The sequence below is a fragment of the Caulobacter sp. genome, from assembly GCF_965279145.1.
GTDB lineage: Bacteria > Pseudomonadota > Alphaproteobacteria > Caulobacterales > Caulobacteraceae > Caulobacter.
The window spans coordinates 4,192,820-4,212,454 of sequence record NZ_OZ257139.1; the positions used below are offsets into that span (position 1 = coordinate 4,192,820).

At 66.3% G+C, this 19,635-nt stretch carries 15 protein-coding genes; 5 read left to right on the forward strand and 10 right to left on the reverse strand.

Features of this window, described 5'->3' with window-relative positions; translation table 11 throughout:
* Positions 1 to 141: 141 nt before the first annotated feature.
* The 3 genes from ACQY9P_RS19595 (at position 142) to ACQY9P_RS19605 (ending at position 3,110) form a co-directional block, all read left to right on the forward strand.
* The gene (locus ACQY9P_RS19595; protein ID WP_421737561.1) at positions 142 to 387 is read left to right on the forward strand and encodes a type II toxin-antitoxin system Phd/YefM family antitoxin; all 246 of its coding nucleotides are present in this window, start codon (positions 142 to 144) and stop codon (positions 385 to 387) included.
* Positions 387 to 881, forward strand: coding sequence for a type II toxin-antitoxin system VapC family toxin (locus ACQY9P_RS19600; protein ID WP_421737560.1), 495 nt, complete (start codon positions 387 to 389; stop codon positions 879 to 881). The genes ACQY9P_RS19595 and ACQY9P_RS19600 overlap by 1 nt, the downstream gene beginning before the upstream one ends.
* A gap of 111 nt (positions 882 to 992) precedes the next feature.
* Entirely contained in the window at positions 993 to 3,110 is a 2,118-nt protein-coding gene (locus ACQY9P_RS19605) for a phosphocholine-specific phospholipase C (RefSeq protein ID WP_421737559.1), read from the forward strand.
* Between the two features lie 103 nt (positions 3,111 to 3,213).
* Here ACQY9P_RS19605 and ACQY9P_RS19610 read toward each other — a convergent pair whose 3' ends face one another.
* Together ACQY9P_RS19610 and ACQY9P_RS19615 are read right to left on the reverse strand one after the other, a co-directional pair.
* Positions 3,214 to 4,509 (reverse strand): DUF5690 family protein, encoded by a 1,296-nt coding sequence (locus ACQY9P_RS19610; protein ID WP_421737558.1) that lies wholly within the window; start codon positions 4,507 to 4,509, stop codon positions 3,214 to 3,216.
* Positions 4,510 to 4,621: 112 nt separating this feature from the next.
* Entirely contained in the window at positions 4,622 to 5,341 is a 720-nt protein-coding gene (locus ACQY9P_RS19615; RefSeq protein WP_421737557.1) for a UTRA domain-containing protein, read from the reverse strand.
* A 184-nt stretch (positions 5,342 to 5,525) separates the two neighbouring features.
* Here ACQY9P_RS19615 and ACQY9P_RS19620 point away from each other — a divergent pair, with 184 nt between their 5' ends.
* Together ACQY9P_RS19620 and ACQY9P_RS19625 are read left to right on the forward strand one after the other, a co-directional pair.
* Positions 5,526 to 7,655: a phosphocholine-specific phospholipase C gene (locus tag ACQY9P_RS19620; protein WP_421737556.1), complete on the forward strand. Its 2,130-nt coding sequence runs from the start codon at positions 5,526 to 5,528 to the stop codon at positions 7,653 to 7,655.
* 47 nt (positions 7,656 to 7,702) lie between these two features.
* Positions 7,703 to 8,278: an HD domain-containing protein gene (locus tag ACQY9P_RS19625; protein ID WP_421737555.1), complete on the forward strand. Its 576-nt coding sequence runs from the start codon at positions 7,703 to 7,705 to the stop codon at positions 8,276 to 8,278.
* Here the strand turns inward: ACQY9P_RS19625 and phnX are convergent.
* From phnX to ACQY9P_RS19665, 8 genes are all read right to left on the reverse strand, one after another.
* Positions 8,275 to 9,099, reverse strand: a complete 825-nt coding sequence (phnX, locus tag ACQY9P_RS19630; protein WP_421737554.1) for a phosphonoacetaldehyde hydrolase — start codon at positions 9,097 to 9,099, stop codon at positions 8,275 to 8,277. The two genes, ACQY9P_RS19625 and phnX, sit on opposite strands and share 4 nt — an antisense overlap.
* Entirely contained in the window at positions 9,096 to 10,238 is a 1,143-nt protein-coding gene (locus tag ACQY9P_RS19635; RefSeq protein WP_421737553.1) for a TIGR03364 family FAD-dependent oxidoreductase, read from the reverse strand. The genes phnX and ACQY9P_RS19635 overlap by 4 nt, the downstream gene beginning before the upstream one ends.
* Positions 10,235 to 11,212, reverse strand: a complete 978-nt coding sequence (locus ACQY9P_RS19640) for an aspartyl/asparaginyl beta-hydroxylase domain-containing protein (RefSeq protein WP_421737552.1) — start codon at positions 11,210 to 11,212, stop codon at positions 10,235 to 10,237. Before ACQY9P_RS19640 ends, ACQY9P_RS19635 begins: the two co-directional genes overlap by 4 nt.
* Before the next feature lie 2 nt (positions 11,213 to 11,214).
* Positions 11,215 to 13,134, reverse strand: a complete 1,920-nt coding sequence (locus ACQY9P_RS19645; protein ID WP_421737551.1) for a tetratricopeptide repeat-containing sulfotransferase family protein — start codon at positions 13,132 to 13,134, stop codon at positions 11,215 to 11,217.
* Positions 13,131 to 13,760 carry an aspartyl/asparaginyl beta-hydroxylase domain-containing protein gene (locus ACQY9P_RS19650; RefSeq protein WP_421737550.1) on the reverse strand — a complete coding sequence of 210 codons (630 nt, stop codon included), beginning with the start codon at positions 13,758 to 13,760 and terminating at the stop codon, positions 13,131 to 13,133. Before ACQY9P_RS19650 ends, ACQY9P_RS19645 begins: the two co-directional genes overlap by 4 nt.
* Positions 13,757 to 14,395: a sulfotransferase family 2 domain-containing protein gene (locus ACQY9P_RS19655; RefSeq protein ID WP_421737549.1), complete on the reverse strand. Its 639-nt coding sequence runs from the start codon at positions 14,393 to 14,395 to the stop codon at positions 13,757 to 13,759. The genes ACQY9P_RS19650 and ACQY9P_RS19655 overlap by 4 nt, the downstream gene beginning before the upstream one ends.
* Before the next feature lie 68 nt (positions 14,396 to 14,463).
* On the reverse strand, positions 14,464 to 17,295 hold the full coding sequence (locus tag ACQY9P_RS19660) for a TonB-dependent receptor (RefSeq protein ID WP_421737548.1): 2,832 nt from the start codon (positions 17,293 to 17,295) through the stop codon (positions 14,464 to 14,466).
* A 982-nt stretch (positions 17,296 to 18,277) separates the two neighbouring features.
* The gene (locus tag ACQY9P_RS19665) at positions 18,278 to 19,624 is read right to left on the reverse strand and encodes an LLM class flavin-dependent oxidoreductase (RefSeq protein WP_421737547.1); all 1,347 of its coding nucleotides are present in this window, start codon (positions 19,622 to 19,624) and stop codon (positions 18,278 to 18,280) included.
* Positions 19,625 to 19,635: the final 11 nt, after the last annotated feature.

A 19,635-nucleotide genomic window follows, 5' to 3' on the forward strand; every position in this document is an offset into this window, starting at 1 on the left:
CACTGAAGGGCGCAAGTGAAAAGCTCCGCGTCGACGCCCTGGGTAGCATTATGTTTTTGCAGGGGAATTTCGTGTTGCCGGAACATCACAATGTAGTAACGTACCTACAAGGCAACGCTGTCAATGTAGGCTTGTAGGCACATGAAGGTCATCACCAGCCGCGACTTCAATCAGGACGTCAGCCAGGCCAAGCGGGCCGCGCGGATAGAGCCGGTCTTCATCACCGATCGTGGCCAGGCGACCCATGTGCTGATGAACGTCGAGACCTATCGCAAGCTGACCGGCCAGGCTGAAACCATTGTTGACCTGCTGGCGATGCCGGGGCTGCCGGCCATCGATCTCGACGCCGCGCGTTCGACCGACGCCTGGGACGGCCGGGGCGACTGATGTACCTGCTCGACACCGACATCGTCTTCGAACTGCGCAACGCCAAGTCTGGCGCCACGGACACAGGCCTGGCCGCATGGGCCGCGGGCGTACAGAGCGCCACCCTGTTCCTCTCGGCGATCAGCCTGCTGGAACTGGACGCCGGCGCCGCCCGGGTCGAGCGCAAGGACAAGGCTGCGGGAACCGCGCTGCGTCAGTGGTTGGACAATCAGGTCGCCCCCGCTTTCGAAGGGCGCATCCTGGCTGTGGACGCCGCGGTCGTGCGGCGTCGGGCTCATATCCCCCTCGGCTCGTCGCGTGACGCCTTGCTGGCGGCGACGGCGCTCGAACACGGCCTGACCCTGGTGACGCGTGACACGGCCGCCTTCAAGGCCTCCCGCGTGAAACTCTTCAATCCCTGGGGTTACGCGCCCGAAGCCGTCGAAGACGAAGACTGGGGACAGGCCACCAAGTCCAGCTCCCTGTGGCTGAGAAATATCTTCGTCCGCGGATAGACAGGGGGCTCTCCGCGTTCGACGAGACAGGCTTGGACGCGCAGCCTGTCACCGCACGGACATGAGGCGTGGCTACACAGCATCTGAGTCTCCTTACCTTTCGGAATCGACATGTCGCCTTCAGTAGATCGTCGCGCCTTCCTGCTCTCGGCCACGGCCGCTCTGGCTCTGCCCCCCGCCGTCGCCAAAGCCCTGGCGATCGACGCGGACGTGCGGACCGGCACGCTAAAGGACGTCGAGCACGTGGTGATCCTGATGCAGGAAAACCGCGCCTTCGATCACTATTTCGGCGTGATGAACGGGGTCAGGGGCTTTGGCGATCGCTTCCCGATCCCCCTGCCCGACAGTCAGGGCCTGCGCCACAAGACCGTCTGGACCCAGGCCAACGACACGACGAAAGGCGGGCCGCCGCTGATCTCCCCCTTCCCGTTGGACACCCTCAAGACCTTCGCGCACATGCGGGTCGAGGGCACGCCGCACGGCTGGTCTGACGCCCAGGCCGCCTGGAACGAAGGCCGCATGAATCGCTGGCCGGCCGCCAAGACCGAACGCGCCATGGGCTACTATCGTCGCGAGGACATCCCCTTCCAGTATGCGATGGCCGACGCCTTCACCGTCTGCGACGCCTATCATTGCTCGACCCAGACCGGCACCAACACCAACCGTCTGTTCCTGTGGACGGCCACCAACGACCCGTCCGGTCAGCATGGCGGTCCCTCGATCTCCAACAGCCACGACAGCCTCGTGGCCGATGGGGGGGCGGCCGATCCGTATCGCTGGACGACCTACGCCGAACGACTGCTGTCAGCCGGCGTGACCTGGCGCATCTACCAGGACATGGCCGACAATTTCACGGACAACCCGACGGCCGGCTTCAAGACCTATCGCGACAGCCACGCCGGCCTCCCGGGATCCGATCCGCGCCTGAAGGCCCTGGCGCTGTCGACGCGCAAGCTGGACGGTCTGCGCGAGGACGTGCTGGCCGGAGCCTTGCCGCAGGTGTCGTACATCGTCGCCCCGGCCGCCGATTCCGAACATCCCGGCCCCTCCAGCCCTGCCCAGGGCGCGGACTACACCGCCCGGGTGATCGACGCCCTGACCGCTGATCCCAAGGTCTGGGCCCGCACGGTTCTGCTGGTGATGTTCGACGAGAACGACGGCTTCTTCGACCATGTCCCGCCTCCTGCCCCGCCCTCGAAAGCCGCGGATGGAACGACTTTGGGCGCTTCGACGGTCGACACCGCCGGTGAGTATCATCTGGTTCGCAACCCCACCGAGGCCTCGGCCGAACGCGACGAACTGATGGGCCGTCCCTACGGTCTTGGCCCCCGGGTTCCGCTGTATGTGCTGTCACCCTGGAGCCGCGGTGGCTGGGTGAATTCACAGGTCTTCGACCACACCTCGGTGATCCGCTTCCTGGAGACGCGTTTTGGGGTCATGGAACCCAATATCTCGGCCTGGCGACGCGCGGTCTGCGGCGACCTGACCACCACCTTCGACTTCAAGACGCCGAACAACACGCCCTTTGCTCCGGCCCTGCCCACCACCAGGGCTCTGGCCGATCGGGCCGCGGCGCTCAAGGGCACCACCGTGCCGCCGACCCCGGCCGCGCCCGCGGTTCCGACCCAGGCGACAGGCCCCCGGCCCTCGCGCGCCCTGCCCTACGCCCTGCGCGTCGACGAAGGCGCGCGGGACGGCCGCCTGACGCTGACGCTCGCCAACGACGGCGCGCAGGCGGCGGTGCTTCACGTCTATGACCGTCTGCGCCTGGACCAGCCGCCACGTCGCTACACCGTCGAGCCGGGCAAGCAGGCCAGCGACGCCTGGCCCGTCGGCGCCTACGACCTGTGGGTGCTGGGTCCGAACGGCTTTCATCGGCACTTCATCGGCGCGGCGCCGGGCGAGGATCCCATCCTGCGCATGCTGACATCGCCATCCCAGGAGCTGGTCAGCCTGTCGCTGCGCAATCCCGGCGGCGCGGCCAGAACCCTGACCGCCGCGTCCAACGCCTACAAGACGGCTTTCCGGCCCTGGAAAAAGGCCCTGGCGCCGTCTCGGGAGATCCGCACGGATCTGCGCGTGGAGGCCACCGGGGGCTGGTACGACGTGTCGATTGAGGCTCCCGGCTATCTGCGCCGCGCGGCTGGACGCCTTGAGCGGGGTGTCGACACCATCAGCGATCCCGCCATGGGCGGTATGGCGATCATGGATCAGCCGTATCGCGGCTAAGCGGGCCAAGCCGGGCCCTTCAAGGCCCGGCGATTACCAGGATGGGCGACAAGCCGAAAAGGCGCCGCCCGTCCAACCCGCCCCGGTCCGGTAACCGGTCCTGTCAGTCCGCGACGACGACGGCAGGACTCGGACGACGGCGCAGGAAATAGAGGCCGGCCAGGACCGTGCAGACCGCGCCGACCACACTCGTCGCATAGGCGCTGGCGATGAAGAAACCCAGCCAGTCCAGCTGGACCATGGCGAAGTTGCGCCAGACCAGCAGGGCGACGCTGCCGAGATAGCCCGAAGCGTCGGCGACATAGATCAGGAAGCCCGCCGTGCCCACGGTGCCGCTGAACGCGATCATCCGGTCAAAGAGCATGGCGTTGAACGGCGTATAGGCCATGTAGAGGCCGGCCCCGGTGAGGACCATCCAGGTCAGGGGCGTCAGGAAATGGGCCTGAAAGGCCAGGGTCGAGAGGCCCAGCAGCAGAAAGCCGGCCAGGATCACGCCGTGCATGACCAGAAGCGCCCGCAGATTGTCGCGAACCAGCATCACCGCCCCCATCACCCCCAGGGCGATGGCGGCGACCGGCAGCTCGCTGGCGGTGAAGACGCCCGACGCTTCGCCAAAGCCCAGCGCCGTCCAGATCTCGGCGGCGAAGTTGTCGCGGAAATCACGGAAGGCGGTCAGCAGAACATAGGCCATCACCAGCAGGACAACGCCGGGGGCGTAGGCGGCGAGAAAGGCGCGGCGCTGGGCGCGGTCCATCGGCTGACGACGCACGCGGGCGGCCTCGTCCTCCGGGCTGGGCGGCGGCAACTGAACCAGCGCCCAGACCGAAACGGCCAGCAGCGGCAGGAACAGCGCGCCGGTGGCGGCCGGCATCCAGAACGCCGAGATATGGAGGTCGACCATCAGCCATTTTCCGACCGATTTCACGACGCCGGACGAGAGGATGAAGCTGGCGCAGAGGATGGCCCCCAGGACCTCCGAGACGCGCCGCCCTTCCATGAAGCCGAACACGAGCCCCCAGATCATGCCCAGCGGCAGGCCGTTCAGGAACAGGGCCGCGACATTCCAGGGCGCCGGGATGACCGCGAAGGCCAACAGGGCCAGCCATGAGATACCGATCAAGCCGAGAATGGCCCGCCCGCGATGAGCCGGCGAGATTTCGGAGATCACCTTGACCCCGATGAGCTTTGAGGCCGCGTAGCCGGCCACCTGGGCCAGCACCAGGGCGATCTTGTAGTCGACGGCGAAGGACCAGCCATCGACCACGCCGAAGGTCGCCGCCGCGAACGGCTTTCGGAAGGCGTACATCGAGAAGTAGGCGCAAAAGCCGGCCAACCCCGCGAACAAAGTGAACGCCAGCGGATTGGCTCGCTCCAGCCAGCGTCGCGGACCCGAACTCATGAAAACGCCCCTCGTGAGCCGCTTGGTCTATACCACCGACATGGCGGTTCGATGACGGCGCGAACGCGCCCAACAGACGCGCCCGAGCGCGCCACGTGAGAACCCAGCACCATCATCGGACGCGGATGTCGACGCTGATCTTCAAGGCGTCATGGCGCCAGTATTCGCGGTCAAACTCGACCACCCGCCCCTGGGCGTCATAGCAGGTGCGAACCAGGCTCAGCCCCGGCAGGCCAGACTTGACGCGCAAGGCCTCGGCCACGTCGCGCGTCAGGGCGCAGGGCTGCATGTCGACCTTGTTTCGCGCGACGCCGATGCCGTACACCTGCTTGAGGACGCTGGTCAGCGAACCGTCCAGGTCGTGGTCCACGAGGCCCGGCGCGAGCGACCCGTCGACGATGATGCTCTCGATCAATACAGCCCGTCCGTCGATACAGCGCCGCCGCCGAATCCACGACATCGGCGCGCCGACAGGACGCGAAAAGATCTCCGCGAGTTGCCCGTCGCAGGCGATCTCGATCTTGCTCAGCGTCTCGGTCTCGGGCCGCCGCCCCTGCGCCTCGACATAGGACATGAAGCCTTCCCAGCGGGTGGGATCATAGACCACAGGCGGAGGCGAAACGTACCAGCCGCTGCGGTCCTTGCGATAGATGACCCCTTCGGCTTCCAGCTGAAACAGCGCTTCGCGAATCGTGCCGCGCGCCACCCCGCCGCCGATCTGCAACTGGCGCTCCGAGGGCAAGCGCTCGCCGGGCTTGAACTCGCCGCAGGCTATGCGGGCGGCGATGTCATCGCGCACGCCGATATACTGGAGACTCTCGGGCTGCTGCATCGGACGACCTGGCCGGCGGTCGAATCCCGCCGTGTCAAGGATGGGAGGGCGCTTGACCGGGGTCAAGGAACTGCATCCGACCGCCCGAGAACAGGCCATGCCGCAGCGGAGAATTCACGAAAGTTTCGTCAAAGCGAATTTTCATCTGGTCTATACCAAAAATGAGATTGAGATATGGACTGCCATGACCGACCGCCGCTCATTCCTGCGTTCCGCCGCCGTCACGGGCGCGGCCATCGGCCTGCTTCCCGCCACGGTCGCCAGGGCCATGGCCATTCCCGCGCGACATCGCACCGGCACGATCATGGACGTCGAACACGTCGTGATCTTCATGCAGGAGAACCGGGCGTTCGATCACTATTTCGGCGCGTTGAACGGGGTGCGGGGCCTGGGTGATCCGCGACCCCAGCGGCTACCGGGCGGAGCCTCGGTCTGGCGCCAGCCCAGCACCGAACACCCGGACGGCTTCGTCGCGCCGTTCCACGGCGACGCCTCGGTCACGAACGCCTACACGGTCGACGGATCGGACCAGGGCCACCAGGCGGCGGTCACCATCGTCAATGGCGGCCGGTATGATCAATGGGGCCACTCGGGCGAGCTGCACAAGCGGATGGTCTACTACAAGGCCTCGGATCTGCCCTTCTACCACGCCCTGGCCAGCGCCTTCACCATCTGCGACGCCTATCACTGCTCGACCCTGACCCAGACCTATCCGAACCGCCTGCACCTGTGGACGGGCTGCAACGGCGGCGGCAAGGTGGGCGGCGATCCCGAGATGAGCAACTACGGCGAGGACGAAACGCCCAGCGCCGACATGGCCGAAGACAAGGTGATGGCCAGGGGGCCGTACAACTGGACGACCTACGCCGAACGCCTGCAAGCCGCCGGGGTCAGCTGGAAGGTCTACCAAGAGTACGACAATTTCGGCGACAACATCCTGTCGGTGTTCAAGCCTTTTCGCCCCTGCCCCAAGGACTCGCCGCTGTACGAACGCGGTCGATCCTGGGTGTCGGAGCACAAGACCGGCGCCGACCGCACCCGCTCGGACGGCCAGCAACTCGTCGAGGCGTTCAGGGCCGACGTCGCCGCTGACCGCCTGCCGCAGGTGTCCTGGATCGTCACCGCCGCCGACCTGTCCGAACACCCCCAGGCCGAGCCCTCGAAGGGCGAGCACGTCTGCGCTGAACTGATCAAGGCGCTGGTCGACAACCCCGAAGTCTTCGCCAAGACCGTGTTCATCGTCAATTACGACGAGGCCGGCGGCTTCTATGATCACATGCAGCCGCCGATGCCGCCGCTGACGCCCGAGCAGGGGTGGAGTTCGGTGTCGGTCGCCGGCGAGGCCAAGGACTACGGCCAGGCCAAGGTCGACAATCCTGGCGCTCATCCGCTGGGCCTTGGCATCCGCGTGCCGGCCATCATGGTTTCGCCGTGGAGCCGGGGCGGCTATGTTTGCTCGGAAGTGTTCGACCACACCTCGACCCTGCGCTTCCTGGAAAAGCGTTTCGGGGTGCGCGAGGAAAACATCAGCGACTGGCGCCGAACGGTTTGCGGCGACCTGACCTCGGCCTTCGACTTCGCCACGCCCAACCAGGACTGGACGGCTCTGGCCCTGCCGCAGACGGCCGACTACATGGCGCGTGTCACCCGCTCCAAGGCCGCGCCGACCCTGCGGATTCCCGCCAAGCAGACCGCCTCGATGCAGGAAGGGCCGCAGCGCGGCGCTCGTCCCCTGCCCTACGTGCTGTCGGCCAACGCCCGCGTACGTGACGGCGACCTCTGGATCGACCTCGCCAACAAGGGCCGGACAGGCGCCGTGTTTCAGGTGTTCGACAACACCGATCGCGAAGGTCCCTGGCGGTTCACCCTGGCGGCCGGCGAAACCTACGCGGCCGGTCACTGGAATCACGCGGGCCGCCCGCCGGGGCCATACGACCTGACCGTTCATGGCCCGAACGGCTTTTATCGGCGCTTCGCCGGCGACGCGTCGCGACGCCAGCCCGGCGTGGCGGTGACGGCTGACGCGCGCTCCCGTCTGATCGTCAGCCTGACCAGCACGGGCGGGGGTCCTGCCGTGGTCACCGCGCGCATGAACGAAGCCTATCCGCTGGCCGAGGGCGAAGCTCGCGAGAACCTGATGCTGAAGCCAAACGGCGCCGTCCGCTCGGTCTGGGACCTGCGCGGCAGCGACCACTGGTATGACCTCACCCTGACCCTGGCGGACGATCCCTCGTTCACCCAACGCCTGGCCGGCCACCTCGAGACGGGGCGGGCCAGCCGAACCGACCCGGGCATCGGGCGGATGCGCCTCTAGCGCGTCCGTCTAGGTCCCCCCGTCACGTCAACAACCACGGATACTCGATGACCTCCCTTTCCACGGCCGACGCCTTCGTGGCCGAACTGACCGATCTCTTCACCCGACTGGGCGGCCTCCATTATGGAGAGGACGTCAGCCAACTGGAGCACGCGCTGCAGACGGCGCATCACGCCAAGCTCGACGGCGCGCCACCCGCCCTGGTCGTCGCCGCCCTGCTGCACGACGTCGGCCACCTGATGCAGAAGGTCGGAGAAGACGCCGCCGACCACGGCATCGACACGCGCCACGAACACATCAGCGCCGGCTACCTGGCCCGCGCGTTCGGCCCCGAGGTGACCGAACCGATCCGGTTGCATGTGGCGGCCAAGCGCTATCGTGTGGCCGTCGACCCCGCCTATCTCGCGCGCCTCAGCAAGGCGTCGCTTCAGAGCCTGGTCCTTCAGGGTGGACCGATGAGCGAGAGCGAGGTCGAGGCCTTTCTCGCCGAACCTGCCGCCGAGGCCGCCCTGCGGCTGCGTGGCTATGACGAGGCCGGCAAGGCCCCCGACGCCGACGTGGCCGGCTTCGAGAGCTATCACGACCTTCTCCGCGAACAGATCGAGCGTCCGGCGCGGACCTAGGAGGCCGTCTGTCGCGGCCGCTCGCCACGCCGGATCCGCGCTTCGATGTCCGCCAGAACGGGGCCAAGATCGGCGACGCTCTCGACCACATAGTGCGCGCCGGCCTCGAGTAGCGCCGTCGCCGAGGCCTGGATCCGCGCGGCGCGCTCGACGGGAGGCAGAGCCGCCAGCGCGTCCTGTTCCAGACCGACGCCGTTGCCAGAGGCCGAAAGACCCACGGTCCAGGCGCCGACCTCCAGCCCCTCGCCGATGCCGACGACAGCATCGTCGACCTTGACGCAGGCCCGCGCCGGCCAGGCGCCGAGCTCGACCAGGGCCTTCCACATCATGAGGGGCGACGGGCGTCCCTGCGCCGTTTCGCCCGCGCAGACCACCACGTCAGGCGCGTAGCCCTGTTGGGCGGCCAGCGGCAGGATGTCGGCCATCATCGGCCGGGTGTAGCCCGTGGTCGAACCGATCGGCACGCCTCGCGCGCGAAGGTTGGCCGCGATCTCGGCCGCCCCGGGGATCAGCCTGGCGCAGTCGCGGGCCGCAGCGCGCATCTTCGGCTCGACGGCGTCATGCAGACGCGTGACGTCGTCCTCGTCGGCGGCGACGCCGTGGCGTTCAGCCCAAAGCGTGGCGATGCGGGGCATGGCCAACAGAGCCCGCACATGATCGCGCTTGGCGCGGCCCATGTCCGCCCGCGCCTCGGCTTCGGAAATATCGACTCCCGCCTCGCCAAAGACCTCGCGCAAGGCGACGACCGGCGCGCGACAGCCGAAGTCGATCATCGTGCCGGCCCAGTCAAAGATGACGGCCTGAATGGAGCTGTTGGTCATGCGGTGGCTCTTTGGGAAAGATCATGGAGGTCGGCGATCACGTCCTCGGCCAGGCCGAACGCGGTCGAGGCGCCTGTGCCGCTGGTCACGGTCACCAGCCGTACGCCCGCCATGGGCGCTTCGACCAGGCTGTGGCGAGCGGCCGACGCGTAGGTGCCGACCCAGCGCTCAACGACAGGCGGCGGCGCCTGGCCGAACACCTGGGCGAACTCGTCGAGGATCAGGCCGTCGACATCGTCACGGGCGAACGGGTCCGGTGTCGCGGCATAGTGGTGGCTGTCGCCGACCACCAGGGAACCGTCGGCGCTCTGGGCAACGATCAGGTGGACGCCATGCTCAAGATGCTGGGCCTGCTCGGCGCGCAGCCGCGAGAGCAGCGGCACGGCCTGCGGCAGGTCGGCATAGCCCTGGTAACGGACAAGGCCCAGGTCGGACATCACCGGCGCGGGCAGACGCCAGCCCGGATCGGCCAGGCGCAGCATCTGCAGCTTGCAGCGCGTCACCTGGGCGCGGGCGAAGCTTTCGGGAAACAGGGTGATCAGGTCATCGCCCGGACAGACCACGATGGCCTCGGCGCGGACCACGCCGGCGGAGGTCTCGAGGCGTCCGGTCTCGACGCCATGCACGGCCACGCCGCGCAGAAAGACCACGCCATGCGCGTCGGCCAGCCAGCCTGCCAGACGGGGAATGGCCGTGCGGGACTCAACCCGCAGATCGACCTTGCTGACCAGGGCGCCCAGAATGTCACCCTGACGGGGCAGCTGGTCGGCGAGGTCGCCAGGCTCTCGCCAGGCGCACCCCTCGGCCATCTCGGTCGCGAGGAAGCTTTCCAGCACAGCCTTGGCCTCTGGACGACGCGCGACCATGGTCAGGCCGCGCTGCAGCACATCGATCCCGGCGGGGCCGGCGACCTCGTTCCAGATCTGGGCCGATCGGCGGGCGCGTCGCCACACTTCGCCACTGGCCTGGCCCGTGACCGTCACGAAGCCGAAGTTGCGCACCGAGGCGCCGTTGGCCTGGGCGTCGCGATCAATGACGACGACCCGCTTGCCGAGGCGCGCGGCGGCCAGGGCGTGGGCCAGGCCCACAATGCCCGCGCCGACCACCGCGAGATCGAAATGTTGTTCCAAGTTCATCATCCTTCGCCGGATAGCCGGCTCGTTTGCGGCGGAACCTCGTCCGCGACCAGGTGCTGCAGCACCCGCTTTTCCAGCACCAGCAGCGCGCTGGCGTCGTTGGTGCGCATCACCAGACCGTCGGCCAACGGTCTGGCGGCCGCGTGCACGGCGTGCGCCAGACGCAGAAAGTCCTGCCGGCCCCGCCCGCCGGCGCCGTGCAGCGCGCAGAGCTGACGCCAATCGAACACGAAATCTTCCAGCAGCGCGCTGAACCGGGCGGCCCGCGCCCTGGCTTCAGGCGTGTTGGTTGTGATCGCCAGTTCCCCGCGCAGGTCATCGACCAGCATCTGCACCTCGGCGGCGGGCATCACCGGCGCGCGCTGATCGCCCTCGGTGAGCAGTTGCGGCGCGGCCGCCGGATCCCAGGCGACCGTCCGCCACTGCGCGCGCGGCGGCGCCTGACCGCGGGCGACCCGCCAGAACGCAGCCGTTCCACTGGTGTCCGCGACGAGATGGATGCGCGCGGCGCTAGCCCCGTTCTCGACGTGGTGTCGGCGCCAGTTGTCGAAGATCCAGGCCTCGCCGGCGGCCATGTGGACAGATTGCCCGTCGCAATGGAAACGCACCTCCGGCCAGGTGAAGATCGGGATGTGGAGCCGGACGCGGTTATGCCAGTGGTAGTTGATATCGGCATGCTCGGGCACGCCCGCGCCGGGCGCCAGGCGCATCAGCCGTGAGCGGCTCCAGACAACGCCGAACCCCGCCAGCGCCTGTCGCAGGTAAGGCATGGCTTCAAGCCAGCGCGTCGGCAGCATCTGTCCGTGGACGGAATCAGTCTCTTCGCCCCCGGCGCTGATCAATCGCGCCGCGCTGTTGCCCGGCACGCGGTCCGGGTGCGCGGTCCAGGCCTCGGACGGCAAGGCCGCGACCTCGTCCTGCAGACGCGCCACGTCGAAGATCAGGGGAAATTGGAAGAAGGGATGGGAAAGTCGCATGGTCAGTCCCGATAGCGCATCAAGGCATCGCCCAGCGTGTCCCGCAGCGGCGTGAGCCAGGGCGCGTAGTGACGCCATTGCTCCAGCCCTTCCCGTCCGATGGGCTGGCGAACCTGCTCGGAGCTGGGCGTTCGCACGCTGCGCCGGGTCTCGTGGAATGTCAGGCAAGCCGCCTCGAAGGGTAATCCGCAGTGCTCAAGCATGCGCCGCGCGCTCCCTTCGAGATCCTCGATGACGTCTTCATAGGGCGCCCGCAACACCCGCCCCGGCAGCACCTCTTCCCAATGCCGCATGAGATCGAGATAGGCGCGATAGTGGCGAGCGACGTGATCCACGCCGTAGCTGAATTCCTGATTGGCGCCACCGAACAGCTGCTTGAGATTGCTGAAGCCGCACGCCATCGGCTCCCGCCGCACATCGATAATGATCGACCGCGGCAGGATCAGGTGGATCAGGCCGATGTGCCAGAAGTTGTTGGGCATCTTGTCGATGAAGAACGGTTTGCCCAGCCTGCGATAGGTGTGGGTTTCGGCCAAGAACCGCTCGCCCAGCTGCTGGGCGTCCCGCGCGCTCAGGCGCAGCAGGGCCTCAGGGCGCAGGGGCAAGCCGCAGTCAGGATCCCGGCCGCAGAGTTCGCCGACATAGCGATCGATTTCGGTCAGCTCCTGCGTGCCCTCCACGCGGGAATGCGAGGCGAGGATTTGCTCGATCAGGGTCGAGCCCGATCGCGGCAAGCCCAGGATGAAGATAGGCGCCGCGTCGGCCACGCCCCAGCCAGCGCGCGCGGCGAAAAAGTCGGCGGTGAAGACCTGCTTCAATCGCTCGGCGCAGGACTCCGCGCCCTCAGGTCGGTAGCGGCTGGCGCCGCGCCGCACCGCGTTGCCGCGCTCGTAGTACTGCCAGGAGGCTTCGTAGTCGCCCCGATCCTCCAGCGCCTTTCCCAGCGCGAAGCACAGATAGACGCGATCCATTTCCTGAACGTCAGGCCCGCACTCGGCGGCGCGCATCCGCGCGACGTCATCGTCGGTGAAGCGATAGGTCTTCAGGTTGGCGAGGCTGAACCAGGCCACGCCGTAGTCCGGTCGAGCCGCCAGAGCGGCGCGATAGTCCAGAATGGCCTCCTGCTGCCGGCCCGTGATCTTCAGGGCGTTCGCCCGCCACAGACGCAGATCGGCGACCTCGGCTCCGGACTGAGGCTGACCGGCCAGCAGGGTCTCATAGAGATCAATCACGGGCTCGTGGTCGCCCAGACCGATGCAGGCCGCGCCGTACTGCTTGAGGTAATCGCGGTTGTGCGGGTCGTGTCCGAGCAGGTGCTCGGCCTCCTGCCGCGCCCGCAGGTGCTTCTGTTGCTGCAGGAGCACCATGGCGTAGTCCAGGCGAGCCGCGTGATAATCCGGCGCGCGATCCAGCACAGATTTGAGCAACGTCTCGGCCTCTTCGGGCGCGTCCCGTTCCTTGCGGATGCGCGCCAGAAGGCGCAGCGAGCCCACGTTGTCGGGATCCTTGCGCAGGTAATCCCGGATGACCTCCTCCGCCGACGGAAGGTCGCCGTCGGCCAGAAGGCTGTGCGCCACCACCACCTCGGGAGGCAGCTGCCTCAACGTGGACAACTGCCGCTCCGCCGCGGCGGCCTGCGCGGCGTCGCCCTGCAGGCGGTAGAGTTGCTCCAGCATGTCCCAGCTCGCGGGCAGCGTCGGGTTCAGGCGCACCGCCTCCCGAAGCGCGTCGATGGCGGCCGGAGCGTTCCGAAGCAGGACATGGCAGTGGCCCCGCTCCTGAAAGAGTCGGCTGAACCGGGGATACAGCCCTTCCAGCCGCGCGAGGACGGCCAACGCCTCGGGGATGCGCTGGCGCGAGCGCAGGTCCCGGGCCTCCTTCAGGAGCAGGTCGCGATCGCTGGAGTCGGTGGAAAAATTCACCGCGCGGCGCCGGCCAGCAGGAACGGCTCCAGCCAGGCGGGGTCCGGCTGGTCGGCGTCGTAGTATTCGAAGATCAGGTGGATGCGATCGGTTTCGCCGTCATTGCGCACCCAGTGCGGGCCAAGATTGTCGACCTCCACCGCCTCGCCGGGCGGGAAATGGTGTTCGCCGCCGCCGAAGAAGGACACCACACCGGCGTTGGTCGACAACGGCACGTGAATCTTGTGCGGCCACTTCGCGGCGGGATTGGCGTCGATGTGCGGGAGGATCACCCCGCCCGGCCGCATCCTCGCCAGCATCACCCTCGGGAACACTCCGCGCGCATAGCCGTAGTCGCGGACGGCCTGCTCCAGCACCGGCTCGAGCATCTCCCGCCATTGCGGCCAGGCCGCGCGATCGTGCGACCCGCGCCAGTCGCGGGGACTGTCGATGAAGCGAAAAACGATATGGCGCGTGCCGTCGAGAACCTCGAACTTGTTCGGCTTGCTGGCGTTCTCGGCCTCCCAGACGTCCTCAGGGATCGCCAGGACAGCCGCCCGCAGCGCGGCGATATCGACCGGACCGAGCTTGCGGATGCTCGTCGTCTTGCGCGGGTTGGCGGCCGGCTCTGGACGGACGGCGCTCATCGCAGGCCTTCGAAGGTGTAGCCGAACAGGTCCAGATCCTGGGCGTAGCGCGCGGCGACCCCGTCGATCAGGGCCTGGTCGTAGTATTGACGATAGTCCCCGTGCTTGCTGCCGTTGACGCGATCGAGCGCTCGGGAATTGATGCCGATCCGCGCGCAGATCGCATCATAGGATCCTTGCATATTCTCGACATGGCCGACCTGGTCGGTAAGCAGGGCCGTGCCGTCCTCCCCGACCAGCAGCGACGCCTGCGGCTGGAAAAGGATGTGATCTTCCGGCGGCTCCACGAACAGGAAGTGGCGCATTACCTCCCGTGGCTGCCGCTGAAAGACGTCCCCGCCCCTCAGCATGAAGGCGCAGTACGAGACGAAGCGGTCGAAGGGATTGCGCACGAAGGCGAACTTGAAATAGCCGGCGAAGGCCTCTTCGCCGAGATAGGGCCGCACCTGCCGCAATGAGAGGTGGCCATGCCGGATCGCCGCCAGATCTTCCCACGGGAAGCGCTTGTCGACGAACAGCCCCACCTGCTCGACATCCTCGTCGCCCAGTTGCTCGCGCAGGGCCTGCCGCACGGAATGGGTGCCGGTCTTGGGCACCGCGGCGAAGATGAAGCGGTGGCGATGGGAAACAATCACGTTTCAGCAAACCCGGAAAAGCGCCCCGCCACCAGGGCGGCGGGGCGCACAGTCAAACAGTCAGTGGTCTAGAACTTGTAGCTCAGCCCCAGCATGTAGGTCTTGCCGCTCTGGGTCTGGTTGTAGAGATATTCGTTCTGACCCCAGAACTGCGTGTCCTTCTGGTTGGTCAGATTGATCGCATCCAGCGTGATCTGCAGCTTTTCGCTGATGTTCACGAAGGCCGCGGCGTCCACATAGGTGGACCCCTGGAAGCCTCGCGTGCTCGCGCTCATGACGGAGTCGTTGCGCCCGGAGAACCAGCGGTCACGTTGGCTGACTGAAGCGCGGGCGCCCCAGCTATCGGTCTCATAGTAGATCGTGGCGTTGTAGCTGGTCTTCGAGATGCCCGTAAGCTCCGGGGGGGTGTCCACATAGGTATAGTTGGCCACCACGCCCAGATTGTCGAACGGCGCCGGCAGGAACGACAGCTGGCTCTGAGCGGCCAGTTCGATACCCGTCAGCTTCTTCTTGCCCGCGACATTGATCGGCATCGAGAATTCCGAGACGATCGTGCTGTCCTTGGCGCCGGGGATCGTGCCGGATGGCACGCCCGTTTGGCTGAAGGGGACGTTCTCGAGGGTCAGCGAACCGATGAAGTTCGTGATGTTCTTCTGGAACACGCCCGCGGAAAGCAGGCCAGCCTTGCCGAAATAGTATTCGACCGCCAGATCCAGCGTCGTGTCCTTGTAGGGCTTCAGATTGGGATTGCCGCGCGACGCCGTGATTTTGCAATCATTGACGCCGTTGGCCGCGATCGTGCAGGCCTCATTACCCTGGAACGCGCTGCCCTTGGCGGCCATGGAGCCCAGGCCGGGACGGTTCAGGTTCTGCGTGGCGGAGAAGCGCACCAGAACGTCCGGCGTCATCTCCAGCACCGTATTCAGCGACGGCAGAACGCCCGAATAGCTGCCCTCGACGTTGGTGGTGCCCAGGTAGGCATAGCTGTCGCCCTGGATCCAGCCGGTGCTGTGGGTGTCGGTCTGATAGCCGCGCAGGCCGATGTTGCCCCGGAAGGTCTTGCCGAAGAGCTCGCTGTCCCAGTCCGCCTGCACGTACTCGGAAACGGTCTCTTCCGTGGTTTCGTAGACGTTTTCGATGTCCTGGAGCGCGCCGCCCGTGCCGTCCTTGTTGGGCCCGAACCGGTGGTACTCGTTATACTTCGCGAAGGCCTTGGCGTAGTCGCCGACCAGCCAGGACCCGAAGCTGTTGGTGAACACCGAGCTGATGTCGGCGACCGAAGTCCCGCGCGTCTTGGACCGGGTGCCATTGACGTTGTCGTCGTAGAACAGGTCGATGCCGCCCTGCGAGAATTTGTGATAGGCGGCGCCGGCCCGCACGGTCCACACGTCGGACAGTTCGTAGCGCGCGTTCAGAACGCCCTCGCGGAGCTCCGACTTGTTGTTGAAGCCGCGATAGTAGAACGAGTCCATGGCGTAGTTGGCGGGATTGGTCGGATCCCAGTTCGGATACTGGAACGTCGCCGACTGGCCGTCAGCGCCATAGTTGGCGACCAGGTTGCCCTTGGCGCGCATATAGAGCTTGTCGTCATAAGGCGTCTTGTAGGTCGACTTCTCGTAGCCGACGTGGCCGTCGATCGTCAGGCGATCAGACAGGTCCCACTTGCCGGTCAGGGCGACCTGGTCGAAGCGGTTTTCGTTCAGCGACCGGCGGTGCTCGCTGCCGAAGGTCGTGCCCGTGACATCCGTCATGGTGACGTAGTTGCTGCTGTCCCAGGCCAGGTTGTTGATCACCGAACCCGTCTGGAACTGGGCCGGCCAGACACCGTTGGCCTTGGTGTCGAACGCCACCGAGCCCGTCGAGGCCAGCGGGCGAGTGGCCAGATGCATCTCGTCACGATGGGTGGTAAACTCGCCGTGCAGCACATCCAGCGTCAGCAGCAGGTTGTCGACCGGCTTCCACTGCACGGCGCCGGTCAGGCCCAGGCGCTCCATCTTGGAGTCCCATGAGGAGATGCGGTTGCCGTCCGCGAAATACAGGTCGCCCGACAGGAACTTGGCCTGCTGAGAGGCGCTCAGCTTGGAGATGTTCAGCCCCTTGGCGACCAAACCCTGCAGGGTCGACGCGCTCGGGTGGGAGTAGTTGTAGGTATTGTGGCCCTGCTCCGTGGTCTCACGCTTGCTGTAGGCGACCGACACGGCCACGCCGAACTTGTCGCCCCAGTTATGGCTGAACAGCGCGGCGATGCGCGGCTGCGCGTCTTTGGTGTATTGGTTGGTGCCCAGCTTGAGCGAGACCGCGCCCTTGGAGCCCGGCTTGTAGTCGAACGGCTTGCCGGTAAACAGGCCGACCGTGCCGGCCATCCCGCCTTCGTTCTGGGCGGCTTCGAAGGTCTTTTCGACCTCGACCTTCGAGAACAGCTCTGAGGCGAAGATGTTGAAGTCGAAAGCGCGGTCGCGCGAGCGCTGGCCACGGCTGTCCTGCGCGGAGTCGACGTTGCCCAGAACTTCCATGCCGTTCAGCTGCACGCGGGAGAAATCCGGGCCAAGACCGCGCAGCGAGATCCGCCGGCCCTCGCCCGCCTCGCGCGTGATCTGAACGCCCGGCAGGCGCTGCAGCGATTCGGCGAGGTTCAGTTCCGGGAACTTCGCCATGTCTTCAGCGACGATGGCGTCCTTCTGGATGACGGACTCCCGCTTGATGTTGCGGGCGTCGGCCAGCGACTTCCGGAAGCCCGTGACGACGACCTCGTCGACCACGTCGCCGGACGCCGGCGCGCTCGAGGCCTGCTGCGCATAGGCAACCGACGAGCTGGCTCCGACGACCATCACCGAAACGGTGGCCAGCAAAAGGTTCTTGAGGTTCGGGCGCATGGCTCGAACAGGATATTGCTTCGACATAGGTGTTCCCCTGCCCCAACTGGTATGGACCAGGCGCTTAAAGCAGCTTGCGACAACATCTCCGTGACAGTTGCCGACGCCGAGCAGGAAATCCGTCATTCAGGCGCCGAAAGTTGGCGATACAGCGACAGACGCGGAGTGAAGACGAGAGCGGAAGCTGCCTGTCGCTCCGCCCGTCGGCGTCGAAACCCCGCGGCGAGGGGTTACTTGAGTGCGGCCAGCCTTTGTGACACCTGCGTTACAAGCTGAGCTCATGAGCGTCAGAAGGGTCTAGGCCGACTCAGGGCCTTTCAGGGTCATGGGTCCGGTCTTGCGACTGTCGGCCCTGTTCCTCGTGGACGCCTCTTTGCAGCGAAGGTGGGCTCCAGGCGGCTTGCGCCACAACAGGCGACAGTATCTGGACTATACCAAAATTTCCGCGACGACCGCTCGCTGCGCTAGGGGCGTCTAGGCGTTGGCGCGCGCTCCCCCCATGACTTGCCTGCCGGCCGGCCAACAAGACGGATTTTTCAATGAGATAGATCTGGTGGGTCCGGAATTGGAGCTCCGTACAGAGACCCTTGGTCCACCGGCTCGGCCTGACTGTCCCCGCCGAAGAGAACTCTCGAACGTCGGCGTCGAACCCGAGTGGGGACAATCGGGCGCGACTTACCATAGCGAAGTCGAGGCGCTCTCCGAACGAAAGTCGGCATGATGCTCGTACGAATGAACCACCTACTCGCGGGAAATAGTCCTGCGAACTGAAACCCGCGACCGCTGCAAACTGTTCGGAACGGGTGAGCCGCAGGCCTCGAAGCCATGCTCCAACACCCAAATTGCACCGACGGACAAGCCGATCGCGCGGCATGTGTGAAGCCTGCGCTGGCGCCGCGGACTAGCCTGAAATGGCGGGGCCTCCCTTTGCTGTCTGAAGATCGGAGGACCGCCTGCAGATAGGAGATCCCCCATGAACTCTTCGTCCGCCCGCGCCCAGCCCCCTCGCCTATTCCGCGGCCTCCAGCCGGCTCGCATAGCGGTTTACGGGATAGTCCAGGCCAAGGTTCTCCCGGAATGTCGGCCCGTCGTAGTCGCGGCGATAAACGCCCCGCGCCTGCAGGATCGGCACGACCAGCTCCACGAACAGTTCCAGTTGCCCGGGAAGGCTCTCGAACAGCACGAAGCCATCGCTGCCGCGCGCCTCGAACCAGTTCTGCAGGCTGTCTGCGACCTGTTCCGGCGTCCCGACGAAATGACCGCGCGGGGTGGCGAAGCGGAGGGCGACCTGGCGCAGGGTGAGATCCTCGGCCTCGATGGCGGCGAGGACCTTCTGGCTCGCGCTGAGGTTCGAGTTGGCCCCATAGGTGAACGCCTCGCGGGGGAACGGCCCGTCCAGGTCGTGGGGGCTGAAATCGTAGTCGTTGAACGGACGCCCCAACATCGACAGGGCGTTCTCGATCGACACCAGATTGATCAGTTCCTGGTACTTGGCCTCCGCCTCCTCCGGTGTGCGGCCAACCACTGGCCGCGCTGACGGCAGGATGTGCAACTGGTCAGGATCGCGCCCGAAGCCGGCCGCCCGCGCCTTGACGTCCTTGTAATAGGCTTGGGCGGCGTCCAGCTCCTCGTGCGAGACGAAGATGGCGTCCGCGCGCTGAGCGGCGAAGTTCTTGCCGTCTTCCGACGCGCCGGCCTGGAAGATAACCGGCTGGCCCTGAGGCGAGCGCGAGATATTCAGCGGCCCCTTCACCGAGAAGAACTCGCCCTTGTGATTGAGGGTATGCAGCTTGGCCGGATCGAAGAACTCGCCAGAGGCCTTGTTGAAGGTCAGGGCGTCGTCCTCCCAGGAGTCCCAAAGCCCCTGGACAACGTCGAGATACTCTCCCGCCAGCCGATAGCGCACATCGTGGGCGTAGTGCTTTTCGCGGCTGTAATTGGCGGCGCTGCCTTCCAGCCAGGATGTGACGACGTTCCAGCCCGCGCGACCGCCGCTGATGTGGTCGAGCGAGGCGAACTGACGGGCGACGTTGAACGGCTCGCTGTAGCTGACCGTCAGGGTGGCCACGAGACCGATATTGTTGGTGGCTCCGGCCAGGGCCGACAGGATGGTCAGCGGCTCAAAGCGGTTCAGGTAGTGCGGGCTGGACTTCTCGGTGATGTAGACGCTGTCGGCGACGAACAGGAAGTCGAACTTGCCGGCCTCGGCGACCTGCGCCTGGCGTTTGTAGAACTGGAAATCGGTGCTGGCGGTCGGCTGGGCGTCGGGATGACGCCAGTCGCCCCAGCCGGGGCCGACGCCGTGAAGGATGAAGCCGAGCTTGATTTGACGGCCAGGGTTTTGGGTAGCGGCCATGAGAAGGACTC